Annotated in this window: 12 protein-coding genes; 3 read left to right on the top strand and 9 right to left on the bottom strand. The window is 71.5% G+C overall.

What is annotated here, in order from left to right; all coding sequences use genetic code 11:
- Positions 1-147: 147 nt before the first annotated feature.
- Both BLV24_RS19765 and BLV24_RS19760 read right to left on the bottom strand, forming a co-directional pair.
- Positions 148-2043 (bottom strand): AMP-binding protein, encoded by a 1896-nt coding sequence (locus BLV24_RS19765; protein WP_092685073.1) that lies wholly within the window; start codon positions 2041-2043, stop codon positions 148-150.
- Between the two features lie 393 nt (positions 2044-2436).
- Positions 2437-4728, bottom strand: coding sequence for an NADP-dependent malic enzyme (locus BLV24_RS19760; protein ID WP_092685071.1), 2292 nt, complete (start codon positions 4726-4728; stop codon positions 2437-2439).
- Between the two features lie 233 nt (positions 4729-4961).
- Here BLV24_RS19760 and nhaA point away from each other — a divergent pair, with 233 nt between their 5' ends.
- Entirely contained in the window at positions 4962-6176 is a 1215-nt protein-coding gene (gene nhaA / locus BLV24_RS19755) for a Na+/H+ antiporter NhaA (protein WP_092685069.1), read from the top strand.
- Positions 6177-6375: 199 nt separating this feature from the next.
- Entirely contained in the window at positions 6376-6939 is a 564-nt protein-coding gene (locus tag BLV24_RS19750; protein WP_092685067.1) for a hypothetical protein, read from the top strand.
- A gap of 212 nt (positions 6940-7151) precedes the next feature.
- Here the strand turns inward: BLV24_RS19750 and BLV24_RS19745 are convergent, their stop codons facing one another.
- The 4 genes from BLV24_RS19745 to BLV24_RS22110 all read right to left on the bottom strand — a co-directional run bounded on the left by BLV24_RS19745 (position 7152) and on the right by BLV24_RS22110 (position 13014).
- Complete coding sequence (locus BLV24_RS19745; protein WP_092685065.1) at positions 7152-8069, bottom strand: ketopantoate reductase family protein; 918 nt, start codon at positions 8067-8069, stop codon at positions 7152-7154.
- A 253-nt stretch (positions 8070-8322) separates the two neighbouring features.
- Positions 8323-9246: a ketopantoate reductase family protein gene (locus tag BLV24_RS19740; RefSeq protein ID WP_176954848.1), complete on the bottom strand. Its 924-nt coding sequence runs from the start codon at positions 9244-9246 to the stop codon at positions 8323-8325.
- Positions 9247-9706: 460 nt separating this feature from the next.
- The gene (gene scpA, locus BLV24_RS19735) at positions 9707-11857 is read right to left on the bottom strand and encodes a methylmalonyl-CoA mutase (protein ID WP_092685061.1); all 2151 of its coding nucleotides are present in this window, start codon (positions 11855-11857) and stop codon (positions 9707-9709) included.
- A complete protein-coding gene (locus BLV24_RS22110; protein ID WP_176954847.1) occupies positions 11854-13014 on the bottom strand; it encodes a hypothetical protein in 1161 nt (386 codons plus the stop codon). Before BLV24_RS22110 ends, scpA begins: the two co-directional genes overlap by 4 nt.
- 153 nt (positions 13015-13167) lie before the next feature.
- Between BLV24_RS22110 and BLV24_RS22105 the strand changes: the two genes are divergently transcribed.
- Positions 13168-13734 (top strand): DUF4174 domain-containing protein, encoded by a 567-nt coding sequence (locus tag BLV24_RS22105; RefSeq protein ID WP_176954846.1) that lies wholly within the window; start codon positions 13168-13170, stop codon positions 13732-13734.
- A gap of 201 nt (positions 13735-13935) precedes the next feature.
- On the opposite strand, the gene BLV24_RS19720 is transcribed toward BLV24_RS22105, so the two are convergent.
- From BLV24_RS19720 to BLV24_RS19710, 3 genes are all read right to left on the bottom strand, one after another.
- Positions 13936-15933 carry an acetyl-CoA carboxylase biotin carboxylase subunit gene (locus BLV24_RS19720; protein WP_092685055.1) on the bottom strand — a complete coding sequence of 666 codons (1998 nt, stop codon included), beginning with the start codon at positions 15931-15933 and terminating at the stop codon, positions 13936-13938.
- A 147-nt stretch (positions 15934-16080) separates the two neighbouring features.
- Positions 16081-16350: a YMGG-like glycine zipper-containing protein gene (locus BLV24_RS19715; RefSeq protein WP_092685053.1), complete on the bottom strand. Its 270-nt coding sequence runs from the start codon at positions 16348-16350 to the stop codon at positions 16081-16083.
- A gap of 142 nt (positions 16351-16492) precedes the next feature.
- Positions 16493-16681 carry a hypothetical protein gene (locus BLV24_RS19710; protein ID WP_092685051.1) on the bottom strand — a complete coding sequence of 63 codons (189 nt, stop codon included), beginning with the start codon at positions 16679-16681 and terminating at the stop codon, positions 16493-16495.
- Positions 16682-16791: the final 110 nt, after the last annotated feature.

The raw sequence follows: 16791 nt of genomic DNA, 5'->3' as shown, positions 1-16791 counted from the left end.
ACTCGCTATGACCGCAGACCGGACAACTACTTGGCAGCGCTAAAGCTCGCCGCCATCCGCTTCTGGATTGCGAACATATGAGTCCGCACCCTAGCGCATGAAAAAGGGCGGCCCCGCGGGACCGCCCCTTCCATTCCTCCGCCGTCCTCAGGCCTTCAGCGGGTAACCCAGGTCGGAGACCGCCGCGCGGATCTCGTCGAGGATCGCCGGGTCGTCGATGGTCGCGGGCATCTTGAACTCCGCCCCGTCGGCGATCTTGACCATCGTCGCCCGCAGGATCTTGCCCGAGCGCGTCTTGGGCAGGCGATCCACCACCACCGCCAGCTTGAACGCCGCCACCGGCCCGATCTCGTCGCGGACCAGCTTCACGCATTCCTTCGCGATCTCGTCATGCGCGCGGTTCACGCCCTTGGTCAGGCACACGAAGCCCATGGGCAGCTGACCCTTGAGCTCATCCGTCACCCCGATCACCGCGCATTCGGCGACGTCGGGATGGCCGGCCAGGATCTCCTCCATCGCCCCCGTCGACAGCCGGTGCCCGGCCACGTTGATCACGTCGTCGGTGCGCGCCATGATCCAAACATAGCCGTCCTCGTCGATCATCCCCGCATCCCCGGTCTCATAGTAGCCGGGGAAATGCTCGAGATAGGACTTGCGGAACCGCGCCTCGCCGTTCCACAGGCCCGGCAGGGTGCCCGGCGGCAGCGGCAGCTTGATGGCGATGGCGCCGAGCGTGCCGGGCGCCACCTCGTGCCCGGCCTCGTCCAGCACCTGCACGTCATAGCCCGGCATCGGCACGGTGGGAGAGCCGACCTTGACCGGCAGAAGCTCCAGCCCCGCGGGGTTGCCGGCGATGGCCCAGCCGGTCTCGGTCTGCCACCAGTGGTCGATCACCGGGATCTTCAGCAGGTCGGCCGCCCAGTTGACCGTGTCCGGGTCGGCGCGCTCTCCGGCCAGGAACAGGTAGTTGAGGCAGCTCAGGTCGTATTTCGCCTTGAACTCCCCCTTGGGGTCGTCGCGCTTGATGGCGCGGAAGGCGGTGGGCGCGGTGAAGAAGGACTTCACCTTGTGCTCCGAGATCACCCGCCAGAACGTGCCGGCATCCGGCGTGCCCACGGGCTTGCCCTCGAACAGCACGGTCGCGCAGCCGGCGATCAGCGGGCCGTAGACGATGAAGCTGTGCCCCACGACCCAGCCCACGTCCGAAGCCGCCCAGTACACGTCCCCCGCCGTCACGTCGTAGAGGTTGCGCATGGTCCAGGCGAGCGCCACCGCATGGCCGCCCGCCGGCCGGATCACGCCCTTGGGCGAGCCCGTCGTGCCCGAGGTGTAGAGGATGTAGAGCGGGTGCATCGCCGGCAGCGCGGCGCAGGGCGCGGGCTCGGCCCCCTCCACGAATGCGTTCCAGTCGTGGTCGCGGCCCTCGACCAGCTCGCAGGGGCCCTGCTCGCGCTGAAGGATGACGGTGAAGTCGGGCTTGTGCTCGGACTGCGCGATGGCCCCGTCGATCAGGGGCTTGTAATGCACCACCCGCCCCGGCTCGATCCCGCAGGAGGCCGCGAGGATGGCCTTGGGCGTGCAGTCGTTCAGCCGCACCGCCAGCTCATGCGCCGCGAAGCCGCCGAAGACCACCGAATGCACCGCGCCGATGCGCGCGCAGGCGAGCATGGCGACCAGCGCCTCGGGGACCATCGGCATGTAGATCACCACCCGGTCGCCCGTGACCACGCCCTGCGCCGCCAGCGCGCCGCCCAGCGCCGCGACCTTGCCCTGAAGCTCGGCGAAGGTGATCTCGGCCTTGGTCCCGGTGACGGGGCTGTCGTAGATGATCGCGGTCTCGGCGCCGCGGCCGGCCTCCACATGCCGGTCGACGGCGTTGTGGCAGGTGTTCATCGCCCCGTCGGCGAACCAGTCGTTGCCCGCAGGCCCGCCGCCATGCAGCGCCTTCGTCGGCTTCGTCGTCCAGTCGATGGCGCCGGCGGCCTCCATCCAGAACCCGTCCGGGTCCGATTTCCACGCGGCGTAGGCGTCACGATAGCTCATCGAGCCCTGTCCTCCCGTCTGCGGGGCCGTGTCCGCGCGCCCGCGCGCCCGGCCCCCCGGTTCACTCCCGGTCCCATGCGAATCGCGGCGCGAGACGCCGCGGCCCCGCGCGCCGACGGCGCCGCGAAGCCTGCGCGGCGGCGACGATCCGCACGCCCCCTCGGCGCGCGGAACCGCCACCTCCCGCCTGGTCCGGGGCCTCTCCTCCCAGCCCCGCATCGGCCCGGGCGGCGTCCGCCGCCCCGGCCGTTCCGCGCACCCTGACGGGACCGCGGGGCCGGCGCCTTGATCGGGGTCAAGCGCGCGCGCCTCCCCGCCCGGCGCCGGCCGGGTTTCGCAGCCGCCGCGCGCGCCCGGTCCTTGCATCGGACCGGGCGCGCGCGGCGGCGATGCTCAGGCGTAGGAGGTCATCGGCGTCGAGGCCAGCGCCGCGATGTTCAGCAGCCCCCGCGCGGTGATCGAGGGCGTCACGATATGCGCCCGGTTGCCCATGCCCATCAGGATCGGCCCCACCTCCAGCGCCCCCGACATCAGCTTGAGGATGTTGCGCATCCCCGAGGCCGCGTCGGCATTGGGCAGGATCAGGATGTTGGCCGCCCCGGTGATCCGCGAATGCGGGAAGATCCGCTCCCGGATATCGGGGTCGAGCGCGGCGTCCGCGTGCATCTCGCCCTCATAGGCGAAACCGCGGGGCTGGCTGTCGAGGATCTCCAGCGCCCGCCGCACCTTGCGCCCCGACGGCGTGTCGAGGTTGCCGAACTGGCTGTGGCTCAGCAGCGCCACCTGCGGGGTCAGCCCGAAGCGGCGGGCGTGACGGGCGGCGCCGATGGTGATCTCGGCGATCTCCTCGGCGGTCGGATCGGGATGCACCTGGGTGTCGGCGATGAACACCAGCCCCCGCTCCAGCAGCATCAGCGACAGCGCGCCCAGCGGCTGATAGCCGTCCACGCCCAGCAGCTGGGTGACGTAGTTCAGGTGCCACAGATACTGGCCGAAGGTGCCGCAGATCAGGCTGTCCGCCTCCCCCCGATGCACCATCACCGAGGCGATGGCGGTCAGGTTCGTCCGCATCACCGCGCGGGCGAGATCCGGGGTCACGCCGCGCCGCTGCATGATCTGGAAATAGGTCTCCCAGTAGTCGCGGTAGCGGGGGTCGGAGTTGGGATTGACCACCTCGAAGTCCCGCCCGGCCTTGATCGGCAGGCCGTAGCGTTCCAGCCGGGTTTCGATCACCTCGGGCCGCCCGATCAGGATCGGCTTGTGGGTGGTCTCCTCCAGCATCCCGTGGGCGGCGCGCAGCACGCGCTCGTCCTCGCCCTCCGCGAAGACGATCCGCCGGGCCGCGGCGCGGGCCGCGTCGAACACCGGACGCATCACCAGCGAGGAGCGGAACTGCGTGCTCTCCAGCCCTTCGCGATAGGCCTCCAGATCCTCCAGCGGCCGGGCGGCCACGCCGGAATCCATCGCCGCCTTGGCCACGGCCGAGGCGACGGCGGGCAGCAGCCGCGGGTCGAACGGCTTGGGGATCAGGTAGTCGGGGCCGAACACGAGACGTTCGCCCTGATAGGCCGCCGCCGCCTCGGCCGAGGAGGCCTGAAGCGCCAGGTCCGCGATGGCGCGGACGCAGGCGATCTTCATCTCCTCGTTGATGGTGGTCGCGCCCACGTCCAGGGCGCCCCGGAAGATGAAGGGGAAGCACAGGACGTTGTTGACCTGGTTGGGATAGTCCGAGCGGCCGGTGGCGATGATCGCGTCGGGCTTGGCCGCCCGCGCCACTTCCGGCATCACCTCGGGGATCGGGTTGGACAGCGCGAAGATGATCGGGTTGTCCGACATCTTGGCGACCATCTCGCCGGTCATCACGTTGGCCGCCGACAGGCCGAGGAACATGTCCGCGCCCGCGATCACCTCGGACAGCGAGGTTCCGCCCTCGGCGTCGGCCTCTTCGCGCGAATAGCTTTCCTTCTGCGGGCCCATGTTGTCGCGCCGGCCCTTGTGGATCAGGCCCTTGCGGTCCAGCAGCCACACGTTGTCGCGCTTCACGCCCAGCGTCAGCAGCAGGTTGAGACAGGCGATGCCCGCCGCCCCGCCGCCCATGGACACGACCTTGACGTCCTCGAACTTCTTGCCGGCCACGCGCATGGCGTTGTAGGCGGCCGCGGCGACCACGATGGCGGTGCCGTGCTGGTCGTCATGGAAGACGGGGATGTTCATGCGCTGCTTGCACAGCTCCTCGACCACGAAGCAGTCGGGCGCGGCGATGTCCTCGAGGTTCACCGCCCCGAAGGTCGGCTCCAGCGCGCAGACGATATCGGCGAGCTTCTCGGGGTCGCGCTCGTTCACCTCGATGTCGAAGCAGTCGATGTTGGCGAACTTCTTGAACAGGACCGCCTTGCCCTCCATCACCGGCTTGGAGGGCAGCGCGCCGATATCGCCCAGGCCCAGCACCGCGGTGCCGTTGGAGATCACCGCCACCAGGTTGCCGCGCGCGGTGTAGCGGGCGGCGTTGGCGGCGTCCTTCTCGATCTCGAGGCAGGCTTCCGCCACGCCGGGGCTGTAGGCGCGGGACAGGTCGCGCTGGTTGGCCATGGGCTTGGTCGCCCGGATCTCGAGTTTTCCCGGCCGGGGAAACTCATGGTAGTCGAGCGCGGCCTGCCGGGCCGCATCCTGGCGTTCGTCGCTCATCGCCTCACTCCCATCCCGTTCGCGGGCGCGCGCGAGGGCGACCCGTCCCATCATGATCCGGCGCGTTCTGCGTCCCGGGCGCGCGCGCGCCCGTCGCTCCGGTTTTCAGCCGCGACCCTTGGTCCGCTTCCGTCCCGGGGTCAAGACGCTCGCGAAAGTTGAAACATGGCGCCCGGCGCCCCATTTCGTGATGCGACGCAAAAGAATCCGACGAAAACGAGGAGCTCCGCCCGATGATCATCCGCGCCATAGACCGCCTGTTCCGGCATGAAGCTTCAGGCGGCATACTCCTGATGCTGTCCGCCGTGGCGGCCCTGGTGGTCTACAATTCCGGTTTCGCCGACGCCTATGAGGCGTTTCTCCATATTCCGGTGGCCGTGACCGTCGACGGCCAGGGCGTCGCCAAGGACATGCTGCACTGGATCAATGACGGCCTGATGGCGGTGTTCTTCTTCCTCGTGGGGCTCGAGCTGAAGCGCGAGATGCTGGAGGGCAAGCTCAAGAATCCCTCCGACGTGATCCTGCCCGGCCTCGCCGCGGTCGGGGGCATGGCGGTGCCGGCGATCATCTACGCGGCGCTGAACTGGGGCGACCCGGCCACGCTGCACGGCTGGGCGATCCCCGCCGCGACCGACATCGCCTTCGCGCTCGGCGTGCTGGCGCTGCTGGGCAACCGGGTGCATCCGTCGCTGAAGATCTTCCTGCTGACGCTGGCGATCCTCGACGATCTCGGGGCGATCCTGATCATCGCGCTGTTCTACACCGCCGAGCTGAAGCCCGAGATGCTGCTCTACGCCCTGCTGCCGCTGGCCGGGCTGATCTGGCTGAACCTGCGCGGCGCGCATCGCATCGCGCCGGCGATCATGCTGGGCGTGGTCCTGTGGCTGCTGGTGCTCAAGTCGGGCGTGCACGCGACCATCGCGGGCGTGCTGCTGGCCTTCTGCATCCCGCTCAAGGACAAGTACGGCAAGTCCCCCCTGCACTCGCTCGAGCACGGGCTGACGCCTTACGTGTTCTTCTTCATCGTGCCGGTCTTCGCCTTCGCCAATGCCGGCGTGTCGCTCCAGGGCCTGACCTTCGAGCGGCTGATGACCCCGGTGCCGCTGGGCATCGCGGGCGGGCTGTTCCTGGGCAAGATGGTGGGCGTCTTCGGCTTCACCTTCCTGACGGTGAAGCTTGGGCTGGCGCGCCTGCCCTACGGGATGAGCTGGGTGTCGCTTTACGGCGTGGCCTGTCTCGCGGGGATCGGCTTCACCATGTCGCTGTTCATCGGCGGGCTGAGCTTCGCGGACGCGACCCATGCCGCGGACGTGCGGCTCGGGGTGCTGTCGGGTTCGATCATCTCGGCGGTCGTGGGCTTCCTGGTGCTGCGTTTCCTGGCCTCCAACCCCTCGGCCCAGCCGGCGGTGACCGAAGCCGAGAAGATCGCCATGGGCGCCAAGGCCTGAGCCTTCGGGGTCGGGGTCGGACGCCCCCTCCGAACGCCAAGCGGCGCGGCCTTCGGGCCGCGCCGCGATCGTTTCAGGCGCCGGCGGTCCCGCGCGCGCGCCCCGTTTTCGTCATGTTGATGAATGCGCCGCATGGCCTTCCCCGGCGAAACCCGCGATCCTGCGGCGGTCATCCGTCGCTTGTCCGGGACCCTGCGTCATGCTTTTCAAGACCTCCGCCCTTCTCTTCGCGGCCGCCGCTCTGTCGGCCCTGCCCGCCCATGCCATACCCGCGCCGGGCCCCACCGTGCTGGGCGACGTCGTGTCCGGCGCCTTCGGCGTGACCGGCCAGACGCCGTTCCTCGACATGACCTCGACGGCCATCGATCCGGGGGCGGAGTTCATCTACGGCGGCCGCGTCTGGGCGGACCTGTCGGACGAGCATCTGGTCATCCGCTTCGACTTCGAGGGCTATACCGGCGAAAGCGCCCTCACCGAATGGACGATCGGCGACCTGGACTTCGCCCCGGCCGCGCGGGTCAGCGCCTTCGCGCTGGTCAGCGGGCCCGAGAAACTGGTGGTCGGGACGTCCTTCACCGACGACAGCCTGACCGCGAGCTTCGCCGACATCTTCGCCGCCGGCTATGACGGCGAAACCACCTTCAGCTTCGCCTTCGCGACGACGCCCTCCGCCGTCCCCCTGCCCGCGGCGCTGCCGCTGGCCGGCGCCGGCCTCGCCGCTCTCGGCCTCGTCGCCCGCCGCCGCCGCGCGCCCGGCGCCTGAGACGCGAAGGGGCGGCCCCTCAAGGCCGCCCCTCCCCCCGTCCGGGCGCAAGCAGCGCACGCGCCCGGCCCCCGCCCCGACGCCGCCAGCGCGTAGGGCGGGTGCCAACCCGCCGCCCTCAGCCGCCGCTCTCCCGAACGTCCGACCGCCTTTCCCCCGCGCACGCCGCCAGGCGCCGTCCCAAAGCCGCCCTGACCCAGTCAGCGGCGCCGTCAGCGGCCGAGGCGGTGGGGGGCGAGCAGCGCGGCCATGGCCGCATGGGCCGGGGCGTCGAGCCCCCGGGCCGCCGACATCCGCGCCACCGCGCCGGAAAGCCAGTCGACCTCGATCGGCCGCCCCGCATCCAGATCCTTGGCCATCGAGGCGCGCATCGCCGCCGGCAGCTTGCCGATCTGCTCGACCGTCGCGGCCTCGTCGGCCTCGGTGATGGCCACGCCCTCGGCGCGGGCCAGCGCCCCGATCTCGGCCACCGCGCGGGCGGCGAGCGCGCTCAGCGCGGGGCTCGCATGGATGTCGCCGGCGGCGCAGCGCGCGCCCGCCGTGGTCCCCGCCAGCGTCGCCAGCATCATGAACTTCTTCCACAGCGCCACGCGGATATCCTCGGGCACGGCCGCGTCGATGCCCGCCGCCGTCATCGCCTCCGCCACCTTCAGCGCGCGCTCGGACCGGGTTCCGTCCCGCTCGGCGAAGCGATACCAGGCGAAGGTCGAGGCCATGTCGATCCGCCCCGGCGCGCCCAGGAACACGGAGATCCCGCAGGTCCCCTCCAGCACCCGGCCCGCGCCCAGATGCGCCTCCAGCCGGGACGAGGCCTCGACCCCGTTGAGGAAGGGGATGACGATGGTCTCCGGCCCCATCAGCGGCAGGCAGAGCGGGGCGGCGGCGTCGAGATCCTGCGCCTTGACCGCGAACAGCACCACGTCCACGGGCCCCAGCGCGGCGGGATCGTCGGAGGCGGCGCGGGGCCGGCCGACGCTTTCGCCCGAGGCCCCGATCAGGCGCAGGCCGGCGCCGCGGATGGCCTCCAGATGGGCCCCGCGCGCGAGACAGGCGACGTCCTGCCCGGCCTCGGCCAGCTTCACCGCGAGATAGCCGTTCACGGCCCCCGTCGCCACTGTCGCGAACCGCATGGCTCCCGCTCCCTGTTTCCGTCGCGGGCCAGACCCCGCCGGGGTCGACCATGGCGCGACGGGCGGGCGGGTTACAATAGGGCCGGACGCGCGCGGGAGGGCGCGCGCGGCGGGGCATCCACATCCGCCCCCGCTGCGGTCGCGTCGAAACCCGCCCGGACGGTCTCCTCGAAGCCGTCCGGCCCGACGCCGCCCGCGGCCGCCCCCCGCGCCCCGCCGCCGCGGGCCGGGCCGGGCCGGGCCGGGCCGGGCCTCAGCCCCGCCCGTCGCGATGCGGGACCAGCACCGCGCACATCGCCTCCGTCGCCGGGACCGGCACGCCCAGCTCGCGCCCCATCCGGGCCACCGCGCCGGTCATGTGATCGACCTCCAGCGCCCGCCCCGCCTCCAGGTCCGCGGCCATGGAGGACCGGATCGCCCCCGACATCCCCTCGAACCGGGCCAGCACCTTGTCGGGCGTGTCCGCGGGCACCGGCGCCCCGGCCGCCACCGCCACCGCGTAAGCCTCGCGCACCAGCGCCTCGTAGAGCCGCCGCAGCTCCGGGCTCGCCTGCACGTCGCCCACATGGCAGCGCGCCGCGGCGGTCAGGGTGCCGGTGCCGTTCCACGCGATCATCTTGCGCCACAGATCGACCCGCACGTCGTCGCTTTCGGGCGCGGGCGCGCCGGCGGCCAGCAGCATGGCGCGGACCGAGGCGGCGGGCTCGGTGTCCTGGCGCCCGTCGCGGTCGCCCAGCACCAGCCCGGTCTCGCTGTCCAGCCGGCCGATGACGCCCGGCCGCACGATCTCGGCCGAGATCTGCGCCGTGCCGATCAGCGCGCGCCCCTCGCCGAACACCGCCTCCAGCCGCGGCGTCGCCGTCACCCCGTTGAGGATCGGCAGCGCCACGCCCCCGCCCGCCATCAGCGGCCGCGCCATCTCCATCGCGTCGTCGAGCTGATGGCCCTTCACCCCGAAGATCACCAGATCCGCCGGCCCCAGATCCCCCGGATCGGCCGAGGCCGGGACCTGCACGGTCGTGACCTTCCCCGAATGCTCCTCAAGCGTCAGCCCCCTGGCCCTGATGGCGTCGAGATGGGCGCCCCGCGCCACCACGCTCACTGGGTTCCCCGCGGCGGCGAGCCTGACCGCAAGATAGCCCCCGATCCCGCCCGCGCCGACCACCGCGACTTTCATGGCCCTGCTCCTCGCTGCCCGTGTCTCCGGCGACCCTAGCCGCCCCCGTCCCCGGCCGCGCGGCCCCCGATGACGCAGCATGACGCGCGAGCGGACCGCCCGCCCGCCGTGCTCCGCCGACGGCGCCATGGTCAAGAGGTCATCCGGCCCGACCCCCGCGCCCCTCCGCGGAAAGGCGCCTCTCGCCCCGCCCGACCGGACCGCCCGACCGGACCGGCCGGCGGGGACGGTCGGGCGGGGCGAGGCCGCAGCGAAGCGAAGGCGAGGGCCGCCGGAGCGTCCCGGAAAGCCCCGGGCGCGCGCCCGCCCCGCAACAGGAAAAGGCGCGCCGGCCCCCGGCCGGCGCGCCTCGGCGCGTCCTCCCCGCCCGCGGCGCTTTGGCCGCGCCGCTGGGCCTTCCGCGCGAAGAGCACGAGCCCCCCGCGCGGGAACCTTGTGGCCTTGCCCGGCCGCCCCCGCCTTACTCGGCGGCGTCGGGGCGGCGGCTTTCGCGGATCAGGCTCAGGATGTTCTTCGCGGCCTCGGGGATGTTGGTCCCCGGCCCGAAGATCGCCTTCACGCCGGCGCCATACAGGAACTCGTAATCCTGCTGCGGGATCACGCCGCCGCAGATCACCAGCACGTCCCCGGCCCCGCGCGCCCGCAGCGCCTCGATCAGCTTGGGCGCGAGGGTCTTGTGGCCGGCCGCCTGGCTCGACACGCCGATCACATGGACGTCGTTGTCGATGGCGTCCTGCGCGGCCTCTTCGGGGGTCTGGAACAGCGGCCCCACATCCACGTCGAAGCCGATATCGGCGAAGGCGGTGGCGATCACCTTGGCGCCGCGGTCATGGCCGTCCTGGCCCATCTTGACCACGAGCATGCGGGGCCGCCGGCCCTCCTCCTCCGCGAAGTCCTCCACGTCCTTCTGGATGGCGGCGAAATCCGCGTCACCCTCATAGGCCGCGCCATAGACGCCCGACAGCGTCTTCACCTCGGCGCGATGGCGCCCGAACGATTTCTCCATGGCGTCCGAGATCTCCCCGACCGTGGCCCGCGCCCGCGCGGCTTCCACCGCCAGCGCCAGCAGGTTGCCCGTGCCGTCCAGAGCCCCCTGCGACAGCGCCTCCAGCGCCGCATCGCAGGCCGCCTGGTCGCGATCCGCGCGCAGCGTCTTCAGGCGCGCCACCTGGCTGGCCAGCACCGCCTCGTTGTCGATGTTGAGGATGTCGAGGTCGTCCTCCTCGGCCAGCCGATACTTGTTGACCCCGACGATGACCTCCTCGCCGCGGTCGATGCCGGCCTGGCGCTTGGCCGCCGATTCCTCGATCCGCAGCTTGGGCATGCCCGAGGCCACGGCCTTGGTCATGCCGCCCATCTCCTCGACTTCCTGGATCAGCGCCCAGGCCTTCTCCGCCAGCTCCGCGGTCAGCGCCTCGACATAGTAGGAGCCCGCCAGCGGATCGACCACGTTGGTGATCCCGGTCTCCTCCTGGAGGATCAGCTGGGTGTTGCGCGCGATGCGGGCCGAGAAATCGGTGGGCAGCGCGATCGCCTCGTCCAGGGCGTTGGTGTGCAGGCTCTGCGTGCCCCCCAGCGCCGCCGACATCGCCTCATAGGCGGTGCGGATGACGTTGTTGTAGGGGTCCTGCTCGGCCAGGCTCACGCCCGAGGTCTGGCAATGCGTGCGCAGCATCTTGGAGCCCGGCTTCTCCGCCCCGAACTCCGTCATGATCCGCGACCACAGCAGGCGGGCGGCGCGCAGCTTGGCGGCCTCCATGAAGAAGTTCATGCCGATCGCGAAGAAGAACGACAGCCGCCCGGCGAACTGGTCCACGGTCATGCCCTTGGACACCGCGGCGCGCACGTATTCCATGCCGTCCGCCAGCGTGAAGGCCAGCTCCTGCACCAGGTTCGCGCCGGCTTCCTGCATGTGGTAGCCGGAAATCGAGATCGAGTTGAACTTCGGCATTTCGGCCGAGGTGTATTCGATGATGTCCGCGATGATCCGCATCGAAGGCTCGGGCGGATAGATGTAGGTGTTGCGGACCATGAACTCCTTGAGAATGTCGTTCTGGATGGTCCCCGACAGCAGCTTGCGGTCGACGCCCTGCTCCTCGCCCGTGACGATGAAGTTGGCCAGGATCGGGATCACCGCGCCGTTCATGGTCATCGAGACCGAGATCTTGTCGAGCGGGATGCCGTCGAACAGGATCTTCATGTCGGCGATGGAGTCGATGGCGACGCCGGCCTTGCCCACATCGCCCACGACCCGCGGATGGTCCGAGTCATAGCCGCGGTGGGTGGCCAGGTCGAAGGCCACCGAAACGCCCTGCTGCCCGGCGGCGAGCGCCCGGCGGTAGAAGGCGTTGGATTCCTCGGCGGTGGAGAAACCCGCATACTGGCGGATGGTCCAGGGACGCCCGGCATACATGGTCGCCCGCGGCCCGCGCACGAAGGGCTCGGCCCCCGGCACGGTGCCCAGATGGTCCAGCCCCGCCACATCCGCTTCGGTGTAGAGCGGCTTGATGTCGATCCCCTCGATGGTCTTCCAGACCAGGTCTTCGGGGGTTCTGCCCTTCAGCTCGCGCGCGGCGAGCGCCTTCCAGGCGTCGAGATCGGATTTGGTCATGTCGGCCCTCCTTGACGCGCGCGGAGCGCGATCGTCCCGATAACAGGCGGGGCGGCCGGACCGTCGCGGCCCGGCGCCCTGCGCATGTGGTGATGGTGTTCGTCGGCCGCTTTCGCGGCGGCGGCGGCGGTGGCGCGGACGGCCTTGCGGCCCCCGCCCCCCGCCTTGCCCCTGCCCTTCCGCCCGCCCGGCCCGGCGCGGTTCCCCGCGCCCGGACCAGCGGGACGCCTCTTGCCCGCGCCCGGACCCGCGGCGGGCTCGCCCCCCAGAACCGTCAGCCCCATGGCGCGGATCGCGGCGAGGTCGGCGCGGTAACGGGCGGCGAGCGTCGCGCGCTCCGCCGCCGTCCAGGGGTCCCAGCGGGCGGGGGTCCCGGCGCGCGCCGTCGCGTCGGCGACCAGCGCCTCCCGCCGGGCGGCGTCCACGGTCTCTCCCGCGGCATGGGCGGCTTCCAGCGCGGCCAGCGCCGCGGGGGGCAGGCCCGGATTGACCCGCGCCTCCTGCGCCTGCCGGCGGGCGCCGCGCACCTCGCGCGCCACGCCCGGTCCCGCCAGCAGCTTGTGAATGCGGCGGGGGTTGGTCTCGTAAACTCCCGCATCCCAGAACACCGGGGCGGGAAACGCCGCGTGGATCTCGGCCGCGAGATCGGCCCAGCCGCGCCCCGCAGGGTCCAGCGCCGCGGCGCGGGCCGGCGCGAAATCCGGCTGCGGCCGGCGCGACAGCGCGAAGGCGCGGGCCGAGGCCAGCCAGTCCGCCGGATCGCGCAGCGCCGCCGCCGCCCGGCAGGTCCAGGGCGCGAAGGCCTCCGCCAGCAGCGCCAGCCGCGCGGCGGCATGCGGATAGGGGCCGGCCCCGGTCAGGCAGGGATCGAGATCGCCGGCCAGCGTCTCGTCCGACAGGATCAGCCGCGAGACGCCCTCCGCCTCCCGCGCCCGGGCCCAGGCGCGCAGCCGGCGCCGCGCCACGATGCGCGCCGCCATGCCCCGCGGCCCCCGCCATTCCGCGGCGCCCAGCGCATGGGCAACCACCGGCCGCGTCGCCGGCATCCCCGGATAGCCGACGCCATGCGGCGCCAGCCGGTCCCGCGCCCGCGCCAGCGCGCCCTGAAGCGCGGTCGAGCCGGTCCGGTGCAGGCCGAGATGGATCACGATGTCCATGACGCGCCCCCGGACCGGCCTCCGCTGACGAAGCCGTGCGCATGGGTCGTGTGGCGCCGGGCGGCGGATGGGCTAAGGTATGTCTCCCGCTTCCCGCGCCCGAGCCCTACGGCCGGACGCGCGGCGGGGCCGCTGGTTGACGCAGGGAAGCACATGACGCGCATCGAACGACGAGCCGCCCGCCCCCTCTCGCCCCATGGCGCGCCGATGGCGCTGGCGGTCATGCTGGCCGCGGCGCTCGCCGCCGCGCCGGCCGGAGCGGACGCCGCCGCCGAGCCCGTCGAGACCGCCGCGCCCGCGCTCGCGCCGGGGCCCGCACCGGGGATCGTCATGGCCCAGGCCGCCGGGGCCGGACCGGATGCGGCGACCGATCCGAACGCCGATCCGCTGGAGGCGTATCTGTGGACCGCCCGGCCGATCATCATCTTCGCGCCCAACGACCGCGACCCGCGGCTGGTCCACCAGCTGCGCGAGATCGAGCGCGTGCAGGACGACCTCGACGCCCGCGACGCGGTGGTGATCGTGGACGCCGAGCCCGGCCCCTCGCGATCCGAGACCACGGCGCTGCGCCGCAAGTTCCGGCCGCACGACTTCAACCTGCTGCTGATCGGCAAGGACGGCGAGATCAAGCGGCGCAGCCCGAGCCCCGTCTCCGGCTCCCAGCTCGTGCGCCAGATCGACCGCCTGCCGATCCGCCAGCAGGAGCTCGGCCGCCGGTAAGGCGCCCGGGCCGCATTCGCATCGCCCCATCCCGCGACGTCGCCTCGCAAGCCGAGGCGCGACTTGGCCGATCCTCGCAAGCCGAGGCGCGCCTTAGCCCGCCCGCACAAGCCGAGGCCCCCGATAACCGGCCCGCGCAAGCCGAGGCAGGGGCCGTCCGGCCCCCTCCCCTTCCCGTGCGGTCCGGTCATGGCCATGGGCTTACTCGAACTCCATGATCACGTCGTCGACCATCAGGCTCGCGCCCGCCTCGCAGTTGATCTTGGTCACCACGGCCTTCTTCTCGGCGCGCAGCACGTTCTCCATCTTCATCGCCTCGACGACGGCCAGCACCTGGCCCTCCTGGACCTCCTGCCCCACCTCGACATCCACCGAGACGATCAGCCCAGGCATCGGGCACAGCAGCATCTTCGAGGTGTCCGGCGGCGTCTTCACCGGCATCATCGCCGCCAGCTCGGCCTGGCGCGGGGTCAGCACCTGCACCTTCATGTCGGCGCCGCGATAACGCACCCGCGCCCCGCCCGTCCCGACATCGATCTTGGCCACGATCGGCTCGCCGCCCACGGTGGCGCGCGCCAGCGACATGCCCGGCGTCCAGTCGGTCTCGACCCGCCAGGTCTCGCCCTCCAGCGTCACGTCCCAGCCGCCCTGGCCCTCGGCCACCACGGTGTCGAACTTCTCGCCGCCGATCAGCACCACCCAGTTCGGATCCACCCGGCGCATGTGGTTGCGCATGGCGCCCGAGATCTTCGCCGCCCGGCCCTCGACGATCATGTTCATCGACGCCGCCGCCGCCGCCAGACGCTTCAGCGCCGGGGCCCCCAGCGTCACGCCCTCGAAGCCCTCGGGGTATTCCTCCTCGATGAAGGCGGTGGAGATGTCGCCCGCGACGAATTTCGGATGGTCCATCACCGCCGCGCAGAACGGCAGGTTGTGGCCGATGCCCTCGACCTCGAACCCGTCCAGCGCGTTGCGCATCACCTCGATGGCCTCGCCGCGCGTGGGCGCCCAGGAGCACAGCTTGGCGATCATCGGGTCATAGAACATCGAGATCTCGCCGCCCTCGAACACGCCCGTGTCGTTGCGCACGGCGTAGCTCGGCGTCGCCTCCTCCTCGGGCGGACGATAGCGGGTCAGCCGGCCGATCGAGGGCAGGAAGTTGCGATACGGGTCCTCGGCGTAAAGGCGGCTTTCCATCGCCCAGCCGTTGATCCCGATATCCTCCTGCTTCATCGCCAGCTTCTCGCCCCAGGCGACGCGGATCATCTGCTCCACCAGGTCGATCCCGGTGATCAGCTCGGTCACCGGATGCTCCACCTGCAGGCGGGTGTTCATCTCGAGGAAGTAGAAGTTGCGATCCCCGTCGACGATGAACTCCACCGTGCCGGCGGAGCAGTAATCCACCGCCTTGGCGAGCGCGACCGACTGCTCGCCCATCGCCTTGCGGGTGGCCTCGTCGAGGAACGGGCTCGGCGCCTCCTCGATGACCTTCTGGTTGCGGCGCTGGATCGAGCATTCGCGCTCATTGAGATACAGGCACGCGCCGTGCTTGTCGCCCAGCACCTGGATCTCGATATGCCGGGGCTGGGTGACGAACTTCTCGATGAAGATCCGGTCGTCGCCGAAGGAATTCTTCGCCTCGTTCTTCGAGGACTGGAACCCCTCGCGCGCCTCCTGGTCGTTCCAGGCGATGCGCATGCCCTTGCCGCCGCCGCCGGCGGAGGCCTTGATCATCACCGGGTAGCCGATCTCGCCCGAGATCTTCACCGCCTCGTCCGCGTCCGCGATCAGGCCCATATAGCCGGGGACCGTCGACACCCCCGCCTCCTGCGCCAGCTTCTTGGAGGTGATCTTGTCGCCCATCGCCTCGATCGCCGAGGCGGGCGGGCCGATGAAGGCGACGCCCAGGTCTTCCAGCTTCTTGGCGAAGACCGGGTTCTCGGACAGGAAGCCATAGCCCGGATGCACGGCCTCGGCCCCGGTCGCCTTGATGGCGTCGAGGATCTTGTCCATCACGATATAGGACTGGTTGGCCGGCGGCGGGCCGATATGCACGGCCTCGTCGGCCATGCGCACATGCAGCGCGTTCTTGTCGGCGTCCGAGTAGACCGCCACGGTCTTGATGCCCATCTTGCGCGCCGTCTTGATGACGCGGCAGGCGATCTCGCCGCGGTTGGCGATCAGGATCTTCTTGAACATGGCCCCTCCTGAGCGGCCCCTGTCGGGTCGGCCGCGAATGCGCGAAAGCCCGCAGCGCACGGGGCGCTGCGGGCTGTCGGGTTGGGATCGGCCGGGACGCGCGCGGAAGCCGGCGCGGGGAAAACCCCGCGCAGGCCGCCGAGGCGGTCAGTCCAGGTCGATCTGGTCGGAATCGGTGAGCGCGCCGGTCGCGGCGCCGGCCGCGCCGCCCACGATGGCGCCGGTGCCGATGGCGCCGCCGGTCGCGGCGGCCGCGCCGGCGCCGAGCGCCGCGCCGATGCCCCCGCCCGAGAGCGCGCGCTCTCCGGTCGAGTTGCCGCAGCCGGCGACGAGCCCCGCCGCGACCAGCGCGGCGACGCCGGCCGAACGGCCGAGGATACGGGTGCGGGTGCGGGTGTTGCGGGTCGCGAAAGCCATGTCAGGTCTCCCATCCAGATTTCGGGTCTGGACAGAAAGATGGCTTCGAATACGGCGCAAACCCTGTGCGAAACAAGGAATTCCCGCCCAAATCGGGGTGATTTAGGGGCGGCCGGAAACGGGTTCCGCGATGCGGGCGCGCTCAGTCCTCGGGCGCGTCCCGCGGCGGCTCCAGCCCGGGCAGCACGATCAGCACGCCGTAGCCGATCCCCACGAAGCCGAAGGTCACCCCGAAGCCGATGGCCAGCAGCGCGGTCGCGAGATCCCCGTCCGGCGAGGCCGCCAGCCGCGCGCCCAGCCCACCCAGGTCCAGCCAGATCAGCGCCAGCATCGCCACCCATCCCGCGACGATGCCGTTGATCGCATGCCGCAGGATGAATTTCGGAAGCCGGTTCGGATCGTAAGGGGTCTTGCCCCGGGGTCCGGGTCTGGGTCTGGGTC

It is taken from the genome of Albimonas donghaensis (genome assembly GCF_900106695.1).
GTDB classification, from domain to species: domain Bacteria; phylum Pseudomonadota; class Alphaproteobacteria; order Rhodobacterales; family Rhodobacteraceae; genus Albimonas; species Albimonas donghaensis.
Note: the sequence above shows the minus strand (reverse complement) of the source record. Positions and strands in the feature narration are given on the sequence as shown.

Coding starts and splice junctions, on each gene's coding strand:
- BLV24_RS19765 (WP_092685073.1), bottom strand. CDS start 2,043: ATGAGCTATCGTGACGCCTACGCCGCGTGGAAATCGGACCCGGACGGG.
- BLV24_RS19760 (WP_092685071.1), bottom strand. CDS start 4,728: ATGAGCGACGAACGCCAGGATGCGGCCCGGCAGGCCGCGCTCGACTAC.
- nhaA (WP_092685069.1), top strand. CDS start 4,962: ATGATCATCCGCGCCATAGACCGCCTGTTCCGGCATGAAGCTTCAGGC.
- BLV24_RS19750 (WP_092685067.1), top strand. CDS start 6,376: ATGCTTTTCAAGACCTCCGCCCTTCTCTTCGCGGCCGCCGCTCTGTCG.
- BLV24_RS19745 (WP_092685065.1), bottom strand. CDS start 8,069: ATGCGGTTCGCGACAGTGGCGACGGGGGCCGTGAACGGCTATCTCGCG.
- BLV24_RS19740 (WP_176954848.1), bottom strand. CDS start 9,246: ATGAAAGTCGCGGTGGTCGGCGCGGGCGGGATCGGGGGCTATCTTGCG.
- scpA (WP_092685061.1), bottom strand. CDS start 11,857: ATGACCAAATCCGATCTCGACGCCTGGAAGGCGCTCGCCGCGCGCGAG.
- BLV24_RS22110 (WP_176954847.1), bottom strand. CDS start 13,014: ATGGACATCGTGATCCATCTCGGCCTGCACCGGACCGGCTCGACCGCG.
- BLV24_RS22105 (WP_176954846.1), top strand. CDS start 13,168: ATGACGCGCATCGAACGACGAGCCGCCCGCCCCCTCTCGCCCCATGGC.
- BLV24_RS19720 (WP_092685055.1), bottom strand. CDS start 15,933: ATGTTCAAGAAGATCCTGATCGCCAACCGCGGCGAGATCGCCTGCCGC.
- BLV24_RS19715 (WP_092685053.1), bottom strand. CDS start 16,350: ATGGCTTTCGCGACCCGCAACACCCGCACCCGCACCCGTATCCTCGGC.
- BLV24_RS19710 (WP_092685051.1), bottom strand. CDS start 16,681: ATGCTGGCGCTGATCTGGCTGGACCTGGGTGGGCTGGGCGCGCGGCTG.